This window comes from Nocardioides sp. NPDC023903, assembly GCF_040639295.1.
Taxonomy (GTDB): Bacteria; Actinomycetota; Actinomycetes; order Propionibacteriales; family Nocardioidaceae; genus Nocardioides.
In genome coordinates this window covers 625,722-643,624 of the sequence record NZ_JBEZZS010000001.1, presented here as the reverse complement: position 1 = coordinate 643,624, position 17,903 = coordinate 625,722, and the positions used below count along the sequence as shown (strand labels likewise).

Below are 17,903 nucleotides of genomic sequence, written 5' to 3'. Positions count from 1 at the left end.
GCGACCTGTGGCTGTCCGTGTGAGAGTCGCCTCAGCGCCGTACGGCGACCAGACCGGCGAGCGTGCCCTGGAGCAGGGTGCCGTCGGGGAGGATCGTGCCGACCATCTGCAGGGTGTTGGCCAGCGGGCCGAGGCCGAGGAAGGTCTCGGAGAGGATCTCGCCGTCGGCGGGGTCGATCCGGGCCAGCCGCCAGGTCAGGCCGCTGCCGCGGCGGGTGACGGTATAGAGGACGTCCTCGCCGCGGGAGAGCCGGGGGACCGCGGCCGAGGGCACCTCGTTGCGCCAGACCGACGCACAGGCGCCGGAGCGCTCGTCGACGTCGATGCGCTCCATGCCGCCGGCGAAGTCGGCCTTTGCCGGGACGGACTCGCCCGCGTCCTCGGTCGCCTGAGCGGGGTAGGGATAGCCGTAGGTGCTGGCGATGTAGACCGAGTTCCCCCAAGCGACGGGTGAGTTCTCTGTGCCACTGCTCTCCTCGGTGAGGATCGGGAGCCGGCAGACCTCCCGCCCGTCGCGCGCCCGGTAGACGAGGAGGTTCTCGCGTGGGCTGGCGTTGTCGGTGATCACCACGAACTCCGCGCCCGTGCGCTCTCCGAAGAACGTCGGCGTCGACCCGCTGCCGTGGCTGAGCTGTCCCGGCTTGCGGGCCTCGCCACGGTCGTAAGGCTGTCGCCAGACGGTGCGCACGGCGTCGCCATCGGCACGCAGGAGGTACGTCGCATGGTCGGTCGTCACCGCGACGCCGCTGGGGGCGCTGGAGATGGAGTTGGCGACCTTCTCGTCGCGGGCGCCGAGGCTCGCGGTAACGACGTCGCCGTCGGGCGTGACGTACCCGGCACGACCCTGGGCGGTCGCGAACCAGACATTGGCGTCGTAGCCCGGTCCGACGGTCGTGACCGCATCGCCCTCCGGCAGGTTCAGCGGCACCTCGCGCTCCACGCCGATCGACCAACGGAGACCGGACTTGGAGTGAGCCAGCCAGAGCAGCGAGCCGGATCCGTCGACGGTGACGAGTCGCGACTCGTTGTCGACGTAGGCGTAGACGCCGCCGAGCAGCGACCCGGCCGAGAGGTGACGGCGGGCTACTGGGAGGAGCGTGGTGGGGTCGAGGAGGTAGAGGCTGGGCGCCCGGTCGATGTACTCGGTGCACAGCGCCTGCACCATCCCGTCGGCACCGGCGAGGATCGTCGGGCACACCGCGGGCAGCGGCACCGGCTGCGCGGGGGAGGAGTCGGCCCCCGGTCCGTCGAACGGCGTCGTGTCGGACGCCCCGGCGTCGCCGTGCATGTTCCAGGTGCCGTCCGGACCCGCGTACGGGTTCGGCGGCATGGTCGCGCCGGCCGCTGGGCCGACTGCCGGGCCGGCCACGAGGACGACGAGAGCCAGAAGGACGGTGGCGAGCGCGGTCCGGCGGGTCATGGAGAGGATCTAAGCATGAGTAAGTCGAGCGGGTCGGTCGGAGATCGTGTGGCGGTCGCCACAGGCGTTACACGAATGTCCAACAGATGCGTGACCTGTCACCCACATCGTCGTTAGCCCCTGTGACGGCGAGTAACAGCCGGATGACAGCGCCGACGCAAGTGGTGCGACCCGGTTCTCAGCCGTACATGGGGGCTTCCGCTGTATGTGTCCGGGTGTTGACGGGCGCAAACACGCACATCGTGGACATAGCCCGATAGAACTATGTCCAATAGGTCCTATGACTCATATTTTGTAGAGGACAAAGTCCTTTCAAGTCTTCCTTGAAAGTCTGGATGGGAGTTAGATGGGCAACATGACAACTAGGCGTTCTCGGCCCGGCCGCCCTAGGCATGTTCCCGACTCAGGTACGACCTCACCGCGTGACCAGATCCTGGATGCCGCATCGCGGCTGTTCGTCTCCCAGGGTTTCGCGGCGACGTCTACCCGCGAGATTGCCGACATGGTCGGCATCCGCCAGGCGTCCCTCTACTACCACTTCGCGGGGAAGGACGAGATCCTCGGCGAGCTGCTCCGCCGGTCGGTCCGCCCGACCACGGACAAGGTCGAGAAGATCCTCGACCAGGTGCCGCCGCTGGACTATGAGACGGCGCTCTACCTGCTGGTTCTCGTCGACGTACGCACCCTCGCCGACGTGCCACACAACGTCGGCATGCTCTACCAGCTCCCCGACGTGGCCAAGTGCGAGGTCTACGACGAGTTCCGCAACGAGCACGCGGAGCTGGCCGGACACTACGCACACCTGGCCGGCGAGATCGCCTCGAAGACGGTCCGCTCGACGGTCAGCCGCAAGCAACTGGGTGACCTGCTCATCCAGCAGGTCGAGGGCGTGATCAACATGCGCACCGAGGACCCGAACCGGAGGATCCCGTGCCGCGAGGCATGGGCGATCGCCGCCACCTGCCTGCGGATCTGCGACGTACCGCAGGAGAAGATCGACGCCGCGGCGCCCATCGCCATCGACCTGCTCCCGCAGTTCATCGACGAGAAGGTCGTCGAGCCCGCCTGACGTTCTATAACCCGGTGGACTCGGGTGCGCGGGTAGGTTTCGATGTGGGCATGACCCTCTTCGTCTCGCACACCACCATCGACTGCCACGACGCGTACTCGCTCTCGGAGTGGTGGAAGGCTCTGCTCGGCTACGTCGACGTGGAGGGTGACCCGAACCTCCCTGGTCACGAGGAGTGCATGATCCTCGACCCGGAGACGGGTCACCGGCTGCTGTTCATCGAGGTGCCCGACGAGGAGCTGCCCGCGAAGCGGATCCATCTGGACCTGCGCCCGCGCACCGGTACCCGCGACGAGGAGGTCGAGCGGCTCCTCGAGCTCGGCGCGACCCAGCTCGCGGATCATCGCGGGAAGTACGGCCCCGGGACCGGCTGGGTGATCTTCGCCGATCCCGAGGGCAACCAGCTCTGCGTGCTGCGCTCCGAGGCGGAGGTCGCCGCGCAGGAGGCGCAGGCGTCAGGGGCGTAGCAGCTCGTACATGCTGGAGAAACCCTGGTCACCGTGGCCCTGGGCGATCCGGCGGTCCATCAGCGACTTCACCTCCCGCATCCGTACCGCCTCGATTCCGGCGGACTCGCGGTGCCCGATCAGGTCGTCCATCAGTGCGGCCTGGACGTCGAGGGAGCCGAGGTCGGGGCCGTACGTCCCGCTCTTGATCGCGCCGGCCATCATCGTGAGCAGGCCGGCGTAGCCGTTCAATGACCCGGCGAGCCGCTCGGTGAACGCCCCCAGGTCCATGCCCTCCGTCTCGACCAGGCTGAGGGTGTGCAGGAAGCCGATCAGGAACTCGTAGCCCATCGCGACCTGGGCGTTGAACTCCACGGCCGCGTACCCGGCGTCGGCTCCGTGGTAGAGGACTGAGCCGAGCTCCCGCAGTGCCGGCTCAGCGGTCTCGAACGCGTCGCGGTCCCCGCTGAAGGCCAGCGACACCTTGGGTGTGCCGACATCGGGCGGGTCTCCCATGATCTTCCCGTCGACGTACGCCGCGCCGTGCTCGGCCGCCCAGCTCTCGTTCGCCCGTGCCTGGGCGGGGGAGCCACTGGTCAGGCTGACCAGGGTGTGGCCGGCGGCGGTCTGCCCGACCGACTCCAGGACGTCCTCGACCGCGGTGTTGTCCAGCAGGCTGAGGATCGTCAGCGGGCTGGCCGCGACCGCCTTCGCCGCGGTGGACGCGACCTCGGCTCCCGCGTCCGCGAGCGCCTCGGCCTTGTCGGCCGTCCTGTTCCAGACCGTGGTCCGGTAGCCGCGTTCGAGGTACGCCCGGGCGATCGCCGAACCCATGTTGCCCATCCCGATCACGGTCACGGCGGGTCGGTCGTTGCGTTCCGTCATGGTCCAGCTCCATCTCTCGTGGTGGATCACCATCGTCAAAGATGAAGTTGACTTGAGGTCAAGGCCATTGCTGTCGAGCTAGCCGGTCTCCACCGGGAGGTCGTGGTTGCTCCACTGGCTCCACGAGCCGGGGTAGAGCGCGGCGTCGTAGCCGGCGATCGCCAGTGCGGCGACCTCGTGGGCAGCGGTGACACCGGAGCCGCAGTAGGCGGTCACCGGCGAGCCGGCCTCGACGCCGAGCGCGGCGAACCGGGCCCGGAGCTCCTCGACTGGTCGGAATCTGCCGTCGGGGCCGAGGTTGTCGGCGGTCGGTGCGGAGACCGCGCCGGGGATGTGCCCGGCCTTCGGGTCGACGGGCTCGACCTCGCCGCGGTAGCGCTCGGCGGCACGGGCGTCGAGCAGAAGACCCTCGTACGCCTCGACCTGCTCGAACGGCAGGACCGGCAGGTGGCCCGGGGTGAGCGTCACCGTGCCAGGCGCAGGCGCGACGTCGTCGGTGGCCAGCGGGTGCCCGGCGGAGGTCCAGGCGCCGAGGGCACCGTCGAGGAGGCGTACGTCGGCGACGCCCGCCCAGCGCAGCAGCCACCAGGCGCGAGCGGCGGAGGTGTTTCCGACGGCGTCGTAGGCGACCACGGTGTCACCTTCGGAGATGCCCCACCGTCGGGCGGCGGTCTGCAGGTTCGCGAGCTCGGGGAGGGGGTGGCGGCCGTCGGTGGGCTCGCCGTGGCGGGCCAGCTCGGTGTCGAGGTCGACGTAGACGGCGCCGGGGATGTGGCCCTCGAGATAGGACTGGTGTCCGGGCGGGCCGCCGAGCTGCCAGCGTACGTCGAGGAGGACCGGGGGCTGGTCGGACGCGAGCGCGGTCGCGAGCTCGTCGGCGTCGATGAGTACGTTCACAGGGGAAGTCTTTCAGGAAAGCGGTCAGGTGCTGGCCCATCCGGCGGCTTCGGCGCTCAGGTGTCGGCAGACGTGGACGGCGGCCGGTGGCGCGCTGGGGCCGGTGACGAGCCAGAGGGTGTTGAGCGGGCCGAGCCTGGGTTCGTGGAGGCGTACGACAGTGCCGTCGGCGAGGGCTCCGTCGACCAGGTAGCGGGGGAGCACCGAGGCCCCGATGCCGGCGACGACGGCGCGGAGGATGCCGCGCAGGTCGGGCAGGACGAGCGCGGTGCGGTTGGTGGGGCGCTCGTCGAACTCGGTGAGCCAGTAGCGCCGGATGATCGGGAGGTCGGGGGAGTAGGCCGCCAGCGGTACGGCCGCGAGCGCGCGCACCGGGTCCTGCTCCAGGTCGGCGGGATCGATCTGTGCCGCGACCGCCGGCGACGCGACCAGGAGGAACTCCTCGTCGACCAGCACGGCCGACCGCAGCCGCTCGTCGCCAGGGCGTACGGAGGAGACGACGAGATCGAGGCGCTCGCCGGCCAGGTCGTCGAGCAGGTCCGGCGCCAGGCCGGTGGTCACCGAGACGTCGAGGCCGTCGCGTACGAGCGGGGCGAGGGCCGGCACGATCCTGGTGGCCATCACGTCGGCGGCGCCGCCGATCCGGATGCTCGCGGGGCCGATCGCGGGCTCGGTGCCGACGGCGCCGCGAAGCCGATCGACCAGCGGCGTGATCCGGGCGGCGAGTGCGTCCGCTCGCCCGGTCGGCACCAGCCCGGTGCGGGAGCGCTCGAACAGGGTCGCGCCGAGATCGTGCTCGAGCTTGCGGATCCGGGCGGTCACCGCGGGCTGGGTGAGATCGAGACGACGGGCTGCGGCGCTGATCGAGCGTTCCCGGTAGGCGTGCACGAACGCTTCCCAGAGGTCGAGCGAGGTCATAGAAATCATTATGACCGCACGGTTGGGTTCGGGAGTGAAGTGGGAGCAGGTCGTCGTTACGTCATCACCGAACCGAACAAGAAGGAAGAAACTCATGACACGCGTACTGATGGTCGTCTCGGCGGCCGATACCCTCGTCCTCGCCGACGGCACCGAGCACCCGACCGGCTACTGGGCCGAGGAGGTCGCCGCCTCTCACGAGACGCTCGCCGGAGCCGGCGTCGAGATCGACATCGCCACTCCGGGCGGCAAGGCGCCGACCGTCGACGCGCTCTCGCTCAGCGAGCAGGGCGGCGTCCAGCCCGAGGACGCCGAGCGCTTCGGTGCCTACCTCGACACCCTCGAGAAGGAGCTCGCCCACCCGCTCGATCTCGCCGACATCGACCCGGCCGCGTACGACGCCGTCTACATCCCCGGCGGCCACGCCCCGATGACGGACCTCGTCGAGGACGCCTCGCTCGCCGCGCTCCTGACCGCCACCGACTCCGCCGGCCGACCGGTCGTCGCGCTCTGCCACGGCGTCGCCGGCCTTCTCGCCGCGACCGGCGAAGGAGGCTGGCTCTTCGGTGGACGTCGGATGACCGGGTTCACCGACACCGAGGAGCAGCAGGGTGGCTACGGCGACAGCATCCCGTTCTCGGTCGAGCAGCGGATGCGTACGGCCGGCGGGATCGTCGAGGTCGGTGACCCCTGGAGCGACACCGTGATCGTCGACGGCACCCTGATCACCGGACAGAACCCGCAGTCCAGCGTTTCGACCGCGAAGGCGCTCCTGGAGCAGCTCGCCTGATCCACTCCCGAGACGTGACAAGGCCCGGCGACCTCAGCAGGTCGCCGGGCCTCGTCGTCGGAGGTCAGCGGACCGGAGCACCCGGGCCGAGCGGGATGCCGAGGGCCCACCAGAGGAAGAACAGAGCGGTCCAGGCGAGGCTCATCGCGATGGCCAGCGGCAGGGTGTAGGAGGCGAGGGTGCCGATGCCGGCGTCCTTGCGGTAGCGCTGCAGGAAGCCGAGGGCCATCACGAAGTAGGGGCTCATCGGGGTGATCGCGGTGGAGCCGGAGTCGGCGATGCGGAAGAGCGCCTGGGTGGTCTCCGGCGGCACCGAGAGCAGCATCAGCATCGGCACCAGGACGGGCGCGGCGATGGACCACATCGCCGAGCCGCTGGTGACCATGATGTTGACGATGCTCAGCAGCGCCAGGACGAGGAGGAAGACCACCCATACCGGGATGTTGCTGGTCTCGAGCGCCTCGGCGGAGTTGACCGCGAGGACGTCGCCGAGGTTGGACCATTCGAAGTACGCCAGGAACTGGGCGATCGCGAAGAAGAGCACCAGCACCGGCGCCATCTGCTTGATCCCTTGGCCCATCAGCGCGGGCACGTCGCCGGCCTTGGTGATCGAACCGGACAGCGTGCCGTACACGGTGCCGGCGAGGCCGAAGAGGAGGGCGACGACCGCGGCGATGCCGGTGAGGAACGGCGACTCGGTCAGCGACCCGTCCTCGCCGCGCAGGGGAGAGGACGGCGGGATCACGATGGCGGCGATGACCACGATCGCGGCCAGCAGGGTCACCAGTGACCAGCGCAGCGCCCGGCGCTCACGGCCGTCGAGCTCGAGCGAGCCGAAGTCGCCGTCGTCGGCGTCCTCGTCGGCGTCGAGGTCGGGCCGCTTGGAGAGCACGAACTTGGTCATCAGGGTGATCACCGCGGCCAGCAGGATCGAGGAGGCGATGTTGAAGAACCAGTTGCTGACGGGGGAGACGTACGCGCTCTCGTCGACGATCTGAGCCGCGGCGGTGGTGATGCCGGCGAAGATCGCGTCGTTGGGCGTGGGGATCGGGCTGGCGTCGTACCCGCTCGCGATCGCGGTGTAGGCGACCACGATCCCGAGGATCGGGGAGCGCCCCACGGCCCGGAAGGCGAGGCCGCCGAGCGGGACCAGGATGATGTACGCAGCCGCCGAGGCCACGTGGGCGACGGTTCCGGTGAACGCGACGGCGAAGACCACCCAGCCCACGGGCACCCGGGAGATGCCGGTCTTCATCGCGGCGGTGAGGAAGCCGGTGCGCTCGGCGACGGCGACGCCCATGATGACCACGACGATGGTCGCCATCGGCGGGAACTCGGCGAAGTTGGAGACCATCGTGGAGACCACCATCGCCAGGCCCTCGCCGCTGAGCAGGCTCTGTACGACGACCTCCTCCCCGTCGCTGGGGGAGATGACCGAGACTCCGGCGGCGGCGCAGATCGCACTGATCACGGCGAGGATCGCGGCGAGGATCCAGAAGAGCCAGAACGGGTGCGGCAGAGCGTTGCCGACGCGCTCGACCACGCCCATGGCGCGGATGATCCACGGCAGCCTGTCGCTGGTGGTGGTTGCGGTGCTGGTCATGGGAGTCACCCTTCGCTGGTGAGGCGGTGGCGGGAGAAGAAGTCCCAGATCACCGTCGCGGACTCGATGGTGTGGGTGACGTGACCGCCACCTGAGTAGATGTCGCCACCCGGCCAGACGTGGCCGCCGCCGTCGACGGCGACGTGCTGGACCTCGGCGCCCTGGTCGCACCCGGTCCATCGGGTGGTCTCGACGTCGCGGTTGGTGCGCGTGGCGGATGCGGTGCAGCCGTTGTGGTCGGCCCAGCCCTGCAACCACTCCGGGATCGCGGGCAGGTCACGGTCGGCGTCGCCCGCATAGGGGATGGTCGCGTCCGCGACACCGTGGATCTCCAGGATCGGGGTCGGCGGTGCCTCGGCGCAGCCGGTCCGGGTGCCCGGGTAGAGGGCGGGCGCGACGGGGGCGACGGCGGCGAACGTGTCCGGTAGCTGGCAGGCGAGCAGGGCGGCCAGGCCGGCGCCGTTGGACTTCCCGGTGGCATAGACGCGGGTCGTGTCGATGCAGTGGTCGGCCTCGATGGCGGCGAGCAGGTCGCTGGTGAAGGCGACGTCGTCGACGCCGGGCGCCTCGTACGGTGCGCCCTGCCAGGCGTTGCGATAGCCCGAGCCGGTGCCGATCGCGCCGTCGGGGTAGGCGACCACGGCCGGGAGGTCGGAGAGCTCGGAGTAGCCCTCGACCTCGACGCCGGTGCTGCCGCGGCCGTGATAGGCGACGATCAGCGGCCAGTCCGCGCGCCGGTCGTAGCCCTCGGGCAGGCGGAGTACGTAGCTGCGCTCGATGTCGCCGCTGGTCAGCTCGTACTTCTGGCTGCTGTCGGACTCCTGGTCCGTGGGTTTGGCGCAGGGCGCTGGGGTGCTCTCGCCAGCCGATCGGCCTTGGCCTGCGGCGTGGGTGAGGGCGGAGGTGGCGGTCGGTGCCAGGGACAGCGCGGCCACCGCCGCGACCGCGACGGCCGGGGCCAGGAGGCGGGATTGTCGTGGGGACATGGGGTGCTCCTTCGGGGCAGGTCGGTGCGTTTTCGGGTGTGCTGGATCGCCCGGCGACGCGGTGTGCGTCCCGGTCGGGTCCCGAGCTGGATGGGGCGGGTGGCCTAGGTGTCGAGCCACTCCTTGATGAAGGCGACGATGCGGTCGGTGGCCTCGGCGAGGATGGCGCGGCCGTCCTCGGCGGTGGCGCGACGCGGGTCGCCGAGCACGCCGCTGAGGGAGAGGCGGTCGTAGGGGAGGGCCACGGCGGGGTGGTTCACCGAGCGGGCCAGCCGGGCGAACGGGTCGAGCTCGTCGGGCGAGGTGGTGCCCGGGGCGAGCAGGTCGTGGCGTACGAGATGGGGGGCGATGTGCAGCATCTGGGCGGTCTCCGCCTCGCCACTGTGACCGGACACCGGGCTGAGCTCCATCGCGGCCACGGCGTCCCTGGCCAGCACGGTCACCGGCGCCCAGGCGAGCTCCAGGTCGGGCCGGTCGCGCAGCAGCTCCTGGGCCAGGGTGCCGAGGGTGGCGTTGTTGCCGCCGTGCCCGGTCACCACCAAGAACCGGCGCCAGCCGTGGACGGCCAGCGACTCGACGTACTCACGTACTACGGCGGCGAACAGCGCCGGGCGCAGGCTCACCGTGCCGGCGAAGGCCTGGTGGTGGGGGGAGACGCCGACCGGTACGCCGGGCCCGATGACGACCTTGCCGGGCAGGGCCTCGGCGACCGCATCGGCGACGGCCTCGGCGCGGATCTGATCGGTGGCCAGCGGGAGTCCGGCGCCGTGCTGCTCGAAGGCGCCGACGGGGATCACCACGACCGTCCCGCTCTCTGCGGCCGCTGCGGCCTCGAGGGTGGTCATCTCGGCGAGCATCGCGGTCATCGGGCCTGCTCCGGACCGAGGGTGGAGGCGATCGCCTCGCGGATCGCGAGCAGGTGCTCGCGGGTCAGGGCGGCCGCGGCATCGGGGTCCCCGTCGCGTACGGACTCGACGATCCGGAGGTGGTCGGCGTGGTCGCGGTCGCGGTCGGTGTAGCGGTGACGGATCTCGATCTGGTCGCGGGCCCTCACCTGGAGCAGCGCCTCGACGGTCTCGCGCAGCAGCAGGTTGCCCGAGGCGCCGGCGAGCGCGACGTGGAAGTGCAGCTCGGGCCGCTCGTCGGCGAACTGCGGCTTGAGCGAGTTGTCGGCCGAGAGCGTCAGCGCGGCCAGGTCGTCGTCGGTGCGCGCTGAGGCCGCGGCCGCCGCGACCGGCGGCTCGAGCACGATCCTGGCGTCGAGGAGTTCGAGGACCGACTCGCTGCGCGACTCCGAGACATGCGGGTTGACCAGCAGGCGCCGGTTCACCCCGCCGCTCACGTAGGTGCCCGATCCGTGCCGGAAGCGGATCACGTCGGTCGCCTCCAGGCGGCGCAGCGCCTCCCGGATCGTCGGTGTAGTCACCTCGAACCGTTTGGCCAGCTCGCGCGAGGAGGCCAGGGCGTCGCCCGGCTCCAGGCCCGCGGCCTCGATCATGGCGACGATCCCGTCGGCGATGCGTTCAGAGAGCGATGATGTGTTGCTGGTCACACTAAGTGACTAAATCACTTATTGAATTGTGCGTCAAGACCTCTTGCCGCGCAGTCCGTCAGCTCGGCAGCGGAAGGACCTCGACCGGGCAGCCCGCCTCGCGAAGCAGTGCGCGGGTCACCCCGCCCAGGTGTGGGAACGCGTTGAGATGCGAGGCTCGTCCCACGACGACGAGACGGGCCTCCTCGCTCGCGGCCACCAAGGCGTCGGCCGGGGCGTCCGCGAAGACGCGGGTCGCGAGGGGTGTCTGGGGATGCTCCGGGACCTGGTCGCGGGCCTTCACGACGAGATCTGCCAGATATTGCTCGCCACGCGCCGTCCAGTCCCGGGTGGTGGTGTGGTCGACCAGGTCCCCGTGAAGGGCCGGGAGGTCGAGACCGTGGAGCATCGTGACGGGCTCACCCAGCCGGGTCGCCTCATGGAGGGCGTGACCCAGCAGCTGCATGTCGCTCTTGTCGTCACTGACGCCGACGACGACTCCGGCGCGGCCCTCGGCCGACCAGTCTTCGGGGACCACGGTGACGGGGCAGTGGGCGTGCGTCGTGACCCGGGAGGAGATCGATCCAGTGAAGATCCGGCGGATGCGAGAGAACCCGCGGCGCTGGATCACGACTCGGTGTGCGTCCTCCGACTCCTCGATCAGGACGTGGGCCGCGTGGCCGCGCAACAGCTCGCCGGAGACATCGACGGCTCCGGCGACGACGTCCCGGGCGACCGCGGTGGCCTCACCGAGCAGCTCTTCGGCCATCCGCCCGACCGCGGAGTCATCGATGATCATCGACTGCGGCTGCATCGCGCCGGGGAGACCGAGGATGGGATCTCCGAACAGGACGTTCGCCTGAAAGACGTGCACCAGGCGCAACGGGTGGCCGCTGGTCGCGGCCAGCCGTCCGGCGTACTCCAGAAGTGCCGTCTCGACCTCGGGATCGAGGACGCCGACGACGATGGGAGCGGGTGCGATGTCGGCGGACATCAGCTCAGCCGGCCATCATGCACATGTGATCCGCGGTGAAGCCGCGGCGACCCTGGTGCATGCCCGGGTTGTGTGAGCCGTCGAAGCCCACGGCCTGAGCGCAGTGGACGACGTGGTGCCCGAACTCCTGCCCGTCCCCGGTGGCTGCCGATGCCGGGGCGACAAGCGCGAGGGAGGCTACTGCCGCCGCTGCTGCTGGGATCAGGATGCGTTTCATGGTGTGTTCACTCCTCGGTGTGTGGTTGCTGCGAGTCGGTACGTATCCGGGTGACTCCCGGGACGGTCGCTGCGGCGGACTCGGCCAGGGCGCGCTCCTTGGGTGTCGCCGGTCCGAAGATCACGGCACCGCCGTCTGCGACGTCGACGACCCAGTCGGGGTGACCGAGCTCGGTGACGAGCGCCGTCAGGTCCCGGACCATCGTGTCGTCGTCGCGGGCCAGCGCGCTGGCCACGTCGCTGCGGCTGATGACCCCGACGAGAACGTCGTCGTCATCCAGGACCGGGAGGCTCTTCAACGACCGGTCGGCCATGATGTCGACCGCCACGGCGACCTCTGCGCTCGCTCGCACGGCGATCGTCACCGGATTCATCACGTCTTCGACGTACGCCGCGGGCCGCTCGGTCACCGGCGCCGGCGGGAGCACATGCGCGCGAGGGTCCTGCAAGACGCGGTCGCGGATCAGGTCGATCTCGGCGACGACACCACAGACGCGGCCCACGGAGGTCACCACCGGCAGGGCCGTGATGTGGTGGTCACGGAGCAGGGCGAGCGCCTCCCTGACGGGAGTCTCTCTCCGTGCGGTGACGGGGGACGGGGTCATGATCTCTCGAACGAGCATGGTCATCCCCGCTGCGAGTGCTGGGCTTTCATAGCGCCAGCCTCGTCCGGCCGAGAAGGTCGGTCATGAGCGCAAGGTCCCGAGTCGGGGAGACCTTCGGCACTCCTGCGGAGATCGCGATCGGAGTGTGCTGGAACCGTCCACGACCATCCGAGGGGAGGGGCCTAGGTGAGGATCGTCGTCGCCATTGGCGGCAACGCCCTGCTGCGGCGTGGCGAGCGGCCGGATGCGGCACCCCAGCGCCGGCACGTGGCCGCGGCGGCGACCGCGCTGGCGGATATCGCTCGCGAGCACCAGGTCGTACTGGTCCATGGCAACGGCCCCCAGGTCGGCCTGCTGGCACTCGAGAGCGGCTCGGACCCCAGCCTCTCGGAGCCCTATCCGCTGGCCGACCTCGTCGCGGAGTCCCAGGGCCTCATCGGGCTCTGGCTCCAGCAGGCTCTGCTCGCCGAGATGGCCGGCGAGGTGGTGACGCTCGTCAGCCAGACCGTCGTGGATCCGGAGGACGGGGCGTTCCAGGTGCCGACCAAGTTCATCGGCCAGGTCTACGACGAGCTGTCGGCGCGCCGTTTCGCGGGCAGATACGGCTGGACCGTCCGGGCCGACCGCGGTGGCTGGCGACGCGTCGTCGCCTCCCCGCTTCCGTGTGACATCGTCGAGCTCCCCGTGGCTGAGCGTCTCCTCGACGCGGGTGTGACGGTCGTGCTCGCCGGTGGCGGGGGAGTGCCGGTCGTGGATCGAGACGGGCGCTACGAGAGTGTCGACGCGGTGGTCGACAAGGATCGGGCGGCTGCCCTCGTCGCGGAGAGGCTCGGCGCCGACCTGCTGCTCGTCATCACCGACGTCGAGGGCGTCATCCGGGACTTCGGCCGTCCCGAGGAGAAGGTGCTGCGCGACGTGAGCGTCGCCGAGCTGTCCTCGATGTGGTTCCCGGCGGGGTCGATGGGACCGAAGGTCGAGGCCGTCTGCGCCTTCACCCGACGGACCGGCCGACGCTCGGCGATCGGCTCTCTCGACCAGATCGACGGCGTTCTCGCCGGTACGGCGGGCACTCAGCTGCGGCGATGACGCCGGTGCCGGCGAGGACTCAGCGGACCTAGGTCCTCCGTGCGTGGCCCTGAAGGCCCTGACGTACGTCGGGCCGTCCCGACGAGATTGGAGGCTCGGGAGCCGGACGCGCGTGCCGTGCTCGCAAGGAGGGCAAATGTCGGAGCAAGACCGGATCCTGGTCGCCGTCGACGGGGGAGAGGGCGGCCGAGCGGCGATCCGCTACGCCGCGGCCCGGCGAGATGGCGCCGGCCTGTGGCTCGTCCACGTGGTCGACCTCGCGGTGGCGACCGGTGTCTTCTACCCGTACGGCTATTCGGGGCTGGCGGACCAGGTGCGTGAGGCCGGCGAGACCGTCCTGGACCGGGCGGAGAAGCTGGCCGCCGAGCTCGTCGGTGCCGACCACGTGACCGCGACGCTCCGGGACGGCGGTGTGGTCGCCGAGCTCGTCCATGTCGCCGCCGACGCCCGGATGGTGGTGCTCGGCGACGAGCGTCGCCACGGTCTGACCCGCATCGTGACCGGCTCGGTGACCGGCCGGGTCGCCTCCCGGGCGCCGGTGCCCGTCGTGGTCGTTCCGACCGGATGGGCTCCCGGTCAGGACGCCTACCGGATCGTCGTCGGCGTCGCGGATCTGGATGCCTCCGCCGAGCTCGTCGCGCACGCGTTGGGCGAGGCCGCCGACCGTGGTGGCGAGCTGGTGCTCGTCCACGCCTGGGAGCTGCCGGCCGTCTTCTACGACACGACCCTGGAACACGACCAGGCCGCCTGGGAGGCGGATGCTCGTCACCGCCTGATGCAGACGCTCGATCGGGCGCGGAACCTGGCAGCACACGCGGTCGGGACCGAGGCATGGATCCAGATCCGCCAGGGGCAGCCCGCCCAGCTCCTCGCCGACGAGTCGAAGGGGGCCGATCTGCTCGTCATCGGCCGACGCGGTCATGCGTTCCCGCTGCGGCGTCTGGGCGGCACCGGACACGCACTGCTCCGGGAGGCCGGCTGCCCCGTCGAGGTGGTTCCTCCCGCGCCCGAGGCGCCATGAACGTAGAGACCTCGCCGCTGCACGCGGCCGAGAACGCTCCACCGACGAGACCCGATGTGCTGCGGTGCACCGACCTCCACCGGTCCTTCGGACCGGTCAAGGCGGTGGACGGCTTCTCGTTCCACATCGGCAGCGGTGAGACGTACGGCCTCCTCGGCCCCAACGGGGCCGGCAAGACGACCATCATCTCGATGGTCGCGGGAGTGCTGGAGGCCGACTCCGGCTCGATGCTGGTCGAGGGCGTCGAGATGAATCCGGGCGCACTCGCGGCCAAGGCGGCCATCGGCTACGTCCCCCAGGAGGTCGCCCTCTACCCGGACCTGACCGGTCGGGAGAACCTGCTCTTCTTCGCCTCGCTGTACCGGATCGGCCGTCGCGAAGCCCGCAGCCGCGTCGAGGAGGTCCTCGACATCGTCGGGCTGACCGACCGCGCGGGCGACCGGGTCCAGAAGTACTCCGGTGGCATGAAGCGCCGGCTCAACATCGCGGTCGGGCTCATCCACCGGCCCCGCCTCCTGGTGCTCGACGAACCCACCGCGGGCGTCGACCCGCAGAGCCGCAACGCGATCCTCGCCAGCGTCGAGCGGCTCAGCACGGAGGGCATGGGGGTCCTCTACACGACCCACTACATGGAGGAGGCCGAGCGCCTCTGCGACCGGGTCGCGATCATGGACCTCGGCCGGCTGGTCGCCGAAGGAACGCCGCGGCAGCTGACCGCGCAGCTCGGCGAGTCCGAGCACATCCGACTCACCGTCGATGGCGACCTGACCCGGGTCGTCGAGGCCCTGCGCGAGCTCCCTCTCGCCAGTCGGGTGACGGGGTCCGGCGACGAGGTCGACGTGCTCGTGCAGGACGCCGAGTCGGCGCTTCCGCAGGTCATCGAGGTGGCTGCCGTCCACGGCACGGTGCGGTCGGTCACCGTGGAGGAGCCGGATCTGGAGACAGTCTTCCTCCGTCTCACCGGCAAGAAGCTGCGGGACTGACGATGCACGCCAGCCTGCTGATCGCGGCCAAGGACCTTCGGCAGCGTGCCCGGGACCGGTCCGCCTTCCTGCTCGCGGTCGTGGTGCCCTTCGCGCTGGCCGCCATCTTCAGCCTGCTGTTCGGGCCCGCGTCCACACCACGCGCCTTCGAGTATGCCGTCGTCGACCAGGACCACAGTGCCGTGTCGCGTACCTTCACCGACGAGGTCCTCGGCGCATTGCAGGAGCAGGGGGTCGCCGAGGTGCGCGAGCTCGATGAGGCGCAGGCACGGGCCGGCGTCCGGGACGGCGACCTGGACGCGGCGTTCGTCCTGCCGTCGGGATTCGCCGCGGACGTCGCGAGTCCGCGCCCTGCCGAGCTGCGGGTGGTCGGCAGCGCCGACTCCCCGACCGGGACCGTGGTGGCGCGCTCGGTCGCCCGCTCCTACGTCCGGGGCCTCGACGCGGCCCGGGTGAGCGTCGCCGCGGTCCAGGCGTCCCGGCCCGGCCTGACGCCCGCCGAGATCGAGCGGGTCGCGCAGGAGACCGTGCACGGCGTCACGCCGGTGGCGCTCGAGGACGTCTCGGCGACCACACGAGTGCTCGACACGAAGACGTACTTCGCGGCCGCGATGGCGGTCTTCTTCCTGCTGTTCACCGTCCAGTTCGGCGTCTCCTCGCTGGTCGACGAGCGCGACGAGGGCACCCTGGCGCGCCTGCTCGCGGCACCTGTCCAACGGTGGGCGATCCTGGTCGGAAAGCTGATCACCAGCCTGGTCCTCGGCATCGTCAGCCTCACGGTCCTGATGGTGGCCAGCTCGGTGATGCTCGGCGCCGACTGGGGCGATCCGCTCGGCGTGGCGCTCCTGATCGTCGCCGGGGTGCTGGCCGGGACCGGCATCGCCTCGGTGATCGCCTCGCTGGCGCGAACCTCCGAGCAGGCGGGAGCCTGGCAGGCTGTCGTCGCGGTGACCCTCGGCCTGCTCGGAGGCGCGTTCTTCCCGGCGCGTCAGGCCGGCGGCATGATGGCGAACCTCAGCCTGGTCACCCCGCACGCGTGGTTCCTGGGCGGGCTCGGTGACCTGGCAGGCGGTGGCGGAGCCGTCCAGGCGCTCCCCTCGGTCGCGGTGCTGCTGGGCATGGCCGCGGTCACCCTCGGGATCGCGCTGCTGCGGACCGGACGGGTGGTGGCGCCATGAGCGCGATCACCATCGCCTGGACCAACCTGCACCGCTTCCTGCGGGACCGCACCAACGCCTTCTTCTTCGTGCTCTTCCCGTTGCTGATGATCGCGGTGCTCGGCCTGGCCTTCGGCGGCGGGTCCGAGCCTCGGCTCGGGGTGGTGCAACCGGCGACCGGCGCGCTCTCGGGCGATCTGGTGGCCGCCTTCGAGGACGCCGACGGCATCGACGTACGCCACTTCGACACGCGCGCCGAGGCGGTCGCGGCGGTCGAGGAGGGCGCTCTCGAGGCGGCGGTGGTGATCCCGAAGACGTACGACACCCGGCTCGCGAGCGGAGCGGACACCACGGTGCAGTACCTGTCCAGGTCCGACCGGAGCGCACAGCAGATCGGCATGATCGTCCGGGCGGTCGTCGACGACCAGGCGGGCCGACTCCGGGTGGCCACGACTCTGCAGGACGAGCTCGGTGGTGGGTTCGGGGCCAACCTCGTCCGCGGCGACGAGTTCGCGGACCAGGTCGCCGACGTCGCCGTCTCGACCACCTCGGTCGGGTCCGCACCGCTGCCCGAGGATCTGGGCCGCTTCGATCTCGGCGCGAGCAGCCAGCTGCTGCTGTTCATCTTCGTCACGTCCATGACGTCAGCGGCGTCGCTGATCGAGACCCGGCGTCTCGGTGTGGCTCGCCGGATGTTCGCCACGCCCACCAGGGCCGCCACCATCGTGGCCGGGGAGGCTCTCGGGCGGGTGGCGATCGCGGTCGTCCAGGGCCTGGTCATCATGCTCGGCGCCGCCATGCTCTTCGGCGTCTCCTGGGGCGACCCGGTCGCCGCGGCGCTGGTGATGCTGTTGTTCGCGACGGTCGCCGGCGGAGCTGGCATGGTGCTCGGAGCCCTTGCCATGAACGTCCAGCAGTCGACCGCGGTCGGCCTCCTGGCCGGGCTGGGGATCTCTGCTCTGGGCGGCTCGATGATGCCGCTCGAGTTCTTCTCGCCCACGATGCTCACCGTCGCCCACCTGACGCCGCACGCCTGGGCAGCTGACGGCTTCGCCACCCTGGTGCGTCACGACGGGACGCTGCTCGACGTCCTGCCCCAGCTCGGGGTGCTGGCCGTGTTCGCGGCAGCCCTCTTTGGGCTCGGCTCGTGGGCGCTTCGCCGCCGGATCCTCGCCGGGTGAGGACGTCGGGCTGACCTCGGCCTGCCGAACGTCCTCGTACCTGGGGGACGTACGGCCCAGAGCCTTCGGACTCCGTTCTCTCGCGGCGCGCGGGCCGCGGGCGGTTCGCTGGTGT

General features: G+C 70.7%; 19 protein-coding genes. 8 read left to right on the top strand and 11 right to left on the bottom strand.

The features are described 5' to 3' along the window. Positions 1 to 31: 31 nt before the first annotated feature. Positions 32 to 1,420: a hypothetical protein gene (locus tag AB0F44_RS03110; RefSeq protein ID WP_357352542.1), complete on the bottom strand. Its 1,389-nt coding sequence runs from the start codon at positions 1,418 to 1,420 to the stop codon at positions 32 to 34. Between the two features lie 346 nt (positions 1,421 to 1,766). On the opposite strand from AB0F44_RS03110, the gene AB0F44_RS03105 reads away from it, so the two are divergent. Then, positions 1,767 to 2,489: a TetR/AcrR family transcriptional regulator gene (locus AB0F44_RS03105; RefSeq protein ID WP_357352540.1), complete on the top strand. Its 723-nt coding sequence runs from the start codon at positions 1,767 to 1,769 to the stop codon at positions 2,487 to 2,489. Positions 2,490 to 2,539: 50 nt separating this feature from the next. Further along, positions 2,540 to 2,956: a VOC family protein gene (locus tag AB0F44_RS03100; protein WP_357352538.1), complete on the top strand. Its 417-nt coding sequence runs from the start codon at positions 2,540 to 2,542 to the stop codon at positions 2,954 to 2,956. Here AB0F44_RS03100 and AB0F44_RS03095 read toward each other — a convergent pair. The 3 genes from AB0F44_RS03095 to AB0F44_RS03085 form a co-directional block, all read right to left on the bottom strand. Then, positions 2,945 to 3,820 (bottom strand): NAD(P)-binding domain-containing protein, encoded by an 876-nt coding sequence (locus AB0F44_RS03095; protein WP_357352536.1) that lies wholly within the window; start codon positions 3,818 to 3,820, stop codon positions 2,945 to 2,947. The two genes, AB0F44_RS03100 and AB0F44_RS03095, sit on opposite strands and share 12 nt — an antisense overlap. 78 nt (positions 3,821 to 3,898) lie before the next feature. After that, positions 3,899 to 4,717 carry a sulfurtransferase gene (locus tag AB0F44_RS03090; protein ID WP_357352534.1) on the bottom strand — a complete coding sequence of 273 codons (819 nt, stop codon included), beginning with the start codon at positions 4,715 to 4,717 and terminating at the stop codon, positions 3,899 to 3,901. Between the two features lie 24 nt (positions 4,718 to 4,741). Beyond that, a complete protein-coding gene (locus AB0F44_RS03085) occupies positions 4,742 to 5,635 on the bottom strand; it encodes a LysR family transcriptional regulator (RefSeq protein WP_357352532.1) in 894 nt (297 codons plus the stop codon). Positions 5,636 to 5,729: 94 nt separating this feature from the next. On the opposite strand from AB0F44_RS03085, the gene AB0F44_RS03080 reads away from it, so the two are divergent. Then, entirely contained in the window at positions 5,730 to 6,425 is a 696-nt protein-coding gene (locus AB0F44_RS03080; RefSeq protein WP_357352530.1) for a type 1 glutamine amidotransferase domain-containing protein, read from the top strand. 64 nt (positions 6,426 to 6,489) lie between these two features. Here AB0F44_RS03080 and AB0F44_RS03075 read toward each other — a convergent pair whose 3' ends face one another. The 7 genes from AB0F44_RS03075 to AB0F44_RS03045 form a co-directional block, all read right to left on the bottom strand. Continuing rightward, entirely contained in the window at positions 6,490 to 8,028 is a 1,539-nt protein-coding gene (locus AB0F44_RS03075; protein ID WP_357352528.1) for an AbgT family transporter, read from the bottom strand. 5 nt (positions 8,029 to 8,033) lie between these two features. Beyond that, on the bottom strand, positions 8,034 to 9,014 hold the full coding sequence (locus tag AB0F44_RS03070) for a PHB depolymerase family esterase (RefSeq protein ID WP_357352526.1): 981 nt from the start codon (positions 9,012 to 9,014) through the stop codon (positions 8,034 to 8,036). Positions 9,015 to 9,118: 104 nt separating this feature from the next. After that, the gene (locus AB0F44_RS03065) at positions 9,119 to 9,880 is read right to left on the bottom strand and encodes a creatininase family protein (protein ID WP_357352524.1); all 762 of its coding nucleotides are present in this window, start codon (positions 9,878 to 9,880) and stop codon (positions 9,119 to 9,121) included. After that, positions 9,877 to 10,566: an FCD domain-containing protein gene (locus tag AB0F44_RS03060; RefSeq protein ID WP_357352522.1), complete on the bottom strand. Its 690-nt coding sequence runs from the start codon at positions 10,564 to 10,566 to the stop codon at positions 9,877 to 9,879. The genes AB0F44_RS03065 and AB0F44_RS03060 overlap by 4 nt, the downstream gene beginning before the upstream one ends. A gap of 58 nt (positions 10,567 to 10,624) precedes the next feature. Beyond that, on the bottom strand, positions 10,625 to 11,539 hold the full coding sequence (locus AB0F44_RS03055; RefSeq protein WP_357352520.1) for a universal stress protein: 915 nt from the start codon (positions 11,537 to 11,539) through the stop codon (positions 10,625 to 10,627). 4 nt (positions 11,540 to 11,543) lie between these two features. Next, on the bottom strand, positions 11,544 to 11,756 hold the full coding sequence (locus AB0F44_RS03050) for a hypothetical protein (protein ID WP_357352518.1): 213 nt from the start codon (positions 11,754 to 11,756) through the stop codon (positions 11,544 to 11,546). Positions 11,757 to 11,763: 7 nt separating this feature from the next. Beyond that, positions 11,764 to 12,360: a CBS domain-containing protein gene (locus AB0F44_RS03045; protein ID WP_357352516.1), complete on the bottom strand. Its 597-nt coding sequence runs from the start codon at positions 12,358 to 12,360 to the stop codon at positions 11,764 to 11,766. A gap of 186 nt (positions 12,361 to 12,546) precedes the next feature. On the opposite strand from AB0F44_RS03045, the gene AB0F44_RS03040 reads away from it, so the two are divergent. The 5 genes from AB0F44_RS03040 (at position 12,547) to AB0F44_RS03020 (ending at position 17,788) form a co-directional block, all read left to right on the top strand. Continuing rightward, on the top strand, positions 12,547 to 13,446 hold the full coding sequence (locus AB0F44_RS03040; protein ID WP_357352514.1) for a carbamate kinase: 900 nt from the start codon (positions 12,547 to 12,549) through the stop codon (positions 13,444 to 13,446). Positions 13,447 to 13,582: 136 nt separating this feature from the next. Beyond that, positions 13,583 to 14,467: a universal stress protein gene (locus tag AB0F44_RS03035; RefSeq protein WP_357352512.1), complete on the top strand. Its 885-nt coding sequence runs from the start codon at positions 13,583 to 13,585 to the stop codon at positions 14,465 to 14,467. After that, positions 14,464 to 15,450 (top strand): ABC transporter ATP-binding protein, encoded by a 987-nt coding sequence (locus tag AB0F44_RS03030; RefSeq protein ID WP_357352510.1) that lies wholly within the window; start codon positions 14,464 to 14,466, stop codon positions 15,448 to 15,450. The genes AB0F44_RS03035 and AB0F44_RS03030 overlap by 4 nt, the downstream gene beginning before the upstream one ends. A 2-nt stretch (positions 15,451 to 15,452) precedes the next feature. Then, positions 15,453 to 16,628, top strand: coding sequence for an ABC transporter permease (locus AB0F44_RS03025; RefSeq protein WP_357352508.1), 1,176 nt, complete (start codon positions 15,453 to 15,455; stop codon positions 16,626 to 16,628). Continuing rightward, positions 16,625 to 17,788, top strand: a complete 1,164-nt coding sequence (locus AB0F44_RS03020) for an ABC transporter permease (protein WP_357352506.1) — start codon at positions 16,625 to 16,627, stop codon at positions 17,786 to 17,788. The genes AB0F44_RS03025 and AB0F44_RS03020 overlap by 4 nt, the downstream gene beginning before the upstream one ends. Positions 17,789 to 17,903 lie beyond the last annotated feature (115 nt).

What these genes read in the sequence shown, in the direction of transcription:
- AB0F44_RS03110 (WP_357352542.1), bottom strand. Translation starts at nt 1,420, where the DNA reads ATGACCCGCCGGACCGCGCTCGCCACCGTCCTTCTGGCTCTCGTCGTC.
- AB0F44_RS03105 (WP_357352540.1), top strand. Translation starts at nt 1,767, where the DNA reads ATGGGCAACATGACAACTAGGCGTTCTCGGCCCGGCCGCCCTAGGCAT.
- AB0F44_RS03100 (WP_357352538.1), top strand. Translation starts at nt 2,540, where the DNA reads ATGACCCTCTTCGTCTCGCACACCACCATCGACTGCCACGACGCGTAC.
- AB0F44_RS03095 (WP_357352536.1), bottom strand. Translation starts at nt 3,820, where the DNA reads ATGACGGAACGCAACGACCGACCCGCCGTGACCGTGATCGGGATGGGC.
- AB0F44_RS03085 (WP_357352532.1), bottom strand. Translation starts at nt 5,635, where the DNA reads ATGACCTCGCTCGACCTCTGGGAAGCGTTCGTGCACGCCTACCGGGAA.
- AB0F44_RS03080 (WP_357352530.1), top strand. Translation starts at nt 5,730, where the DNA reads ATGACACGCGTACTGATGGTCGTCTCGGCGGCCGATACCCTCGTCCTC.
- AB0F44_RS03075 (WP_357352528.1), bottom strand. Translation starts at nt 8,028, where the DNA reads ATGACCAGCACCGCAACCACCACCAGCGACAGGCTGCCGTGGATCATC.
- AB0F44_RS03070 (WP_357352526.1), bottom strand. Translation starts at nt 9,014, where the DNA reads ATGTCCCCACGACAATCCCGCCTCCTGGCCCCGGCCGTCGCGGTCGCG.
- AB0F44_RS03065 (WP_357352524.1), bottom strand. Translation starts at nt 9,880, where the DNA reads ATGACCGCGATGCTCGCCGAGATGACCACCCTCGAGGCCGCAGCGGCC.
- AB0F44_RS03055 (WP_357352520.1), bottom strand. Translation starts at nt 11,539, where the DNA reads ATGTCCGCCGACATCGCACCCGCTCCCATCGTCGTCGGCGTCCTCGAT.
- AB0F44_RS03050 (WP_357352518.1), bottom strand. Translation starts at nt 11,756, where the DNA reads ATGAAACGCATCCTGATCCCAGCAGCAGCGGCGGCAGTAGCCTCCCTC.
- AB0F44_RS03045 (WP_357352516.1), bottom strand. Translation starts at nt 12,360, where the DNA reads ATGACCCCGTCCCCCGTCACCGCACGGAGAGAGACTCCCGTCAGGGAG.
- AB0F44_RS03035 (WP_357352512.1), top strand. Translation starts at nt 13,583, where the DNA reads ATGTCGGAGCAAGACCGGATCCTGGTCGCCGTCGACGGGGGAGAGGGC.
- AB0F44_RS03030 (WP_357352510.1), top strand. Translation starts at nt 14,464, where the DNA reads ATGAACGTAGAGACCTCGCCGCTGCACGCGGCCGAGAACGCTCCACCG.
- AB0F44_RS03025 (WP_357352508.1), top strand. Translation starts at nt 15,453, where the DNA reads ATGCACGCCAGCCTGCTGATCGCGGCCAAGGACCTTCGGCAGCGTGCC.
- AB0F44_RS03020 (WP_357352506.1), top strand. Translation starts at nt 16,625, where the DNA reads ATGAGCGCGATCACCATCGCCTGGACCAACCTGCACCGCTTCCTGCGG.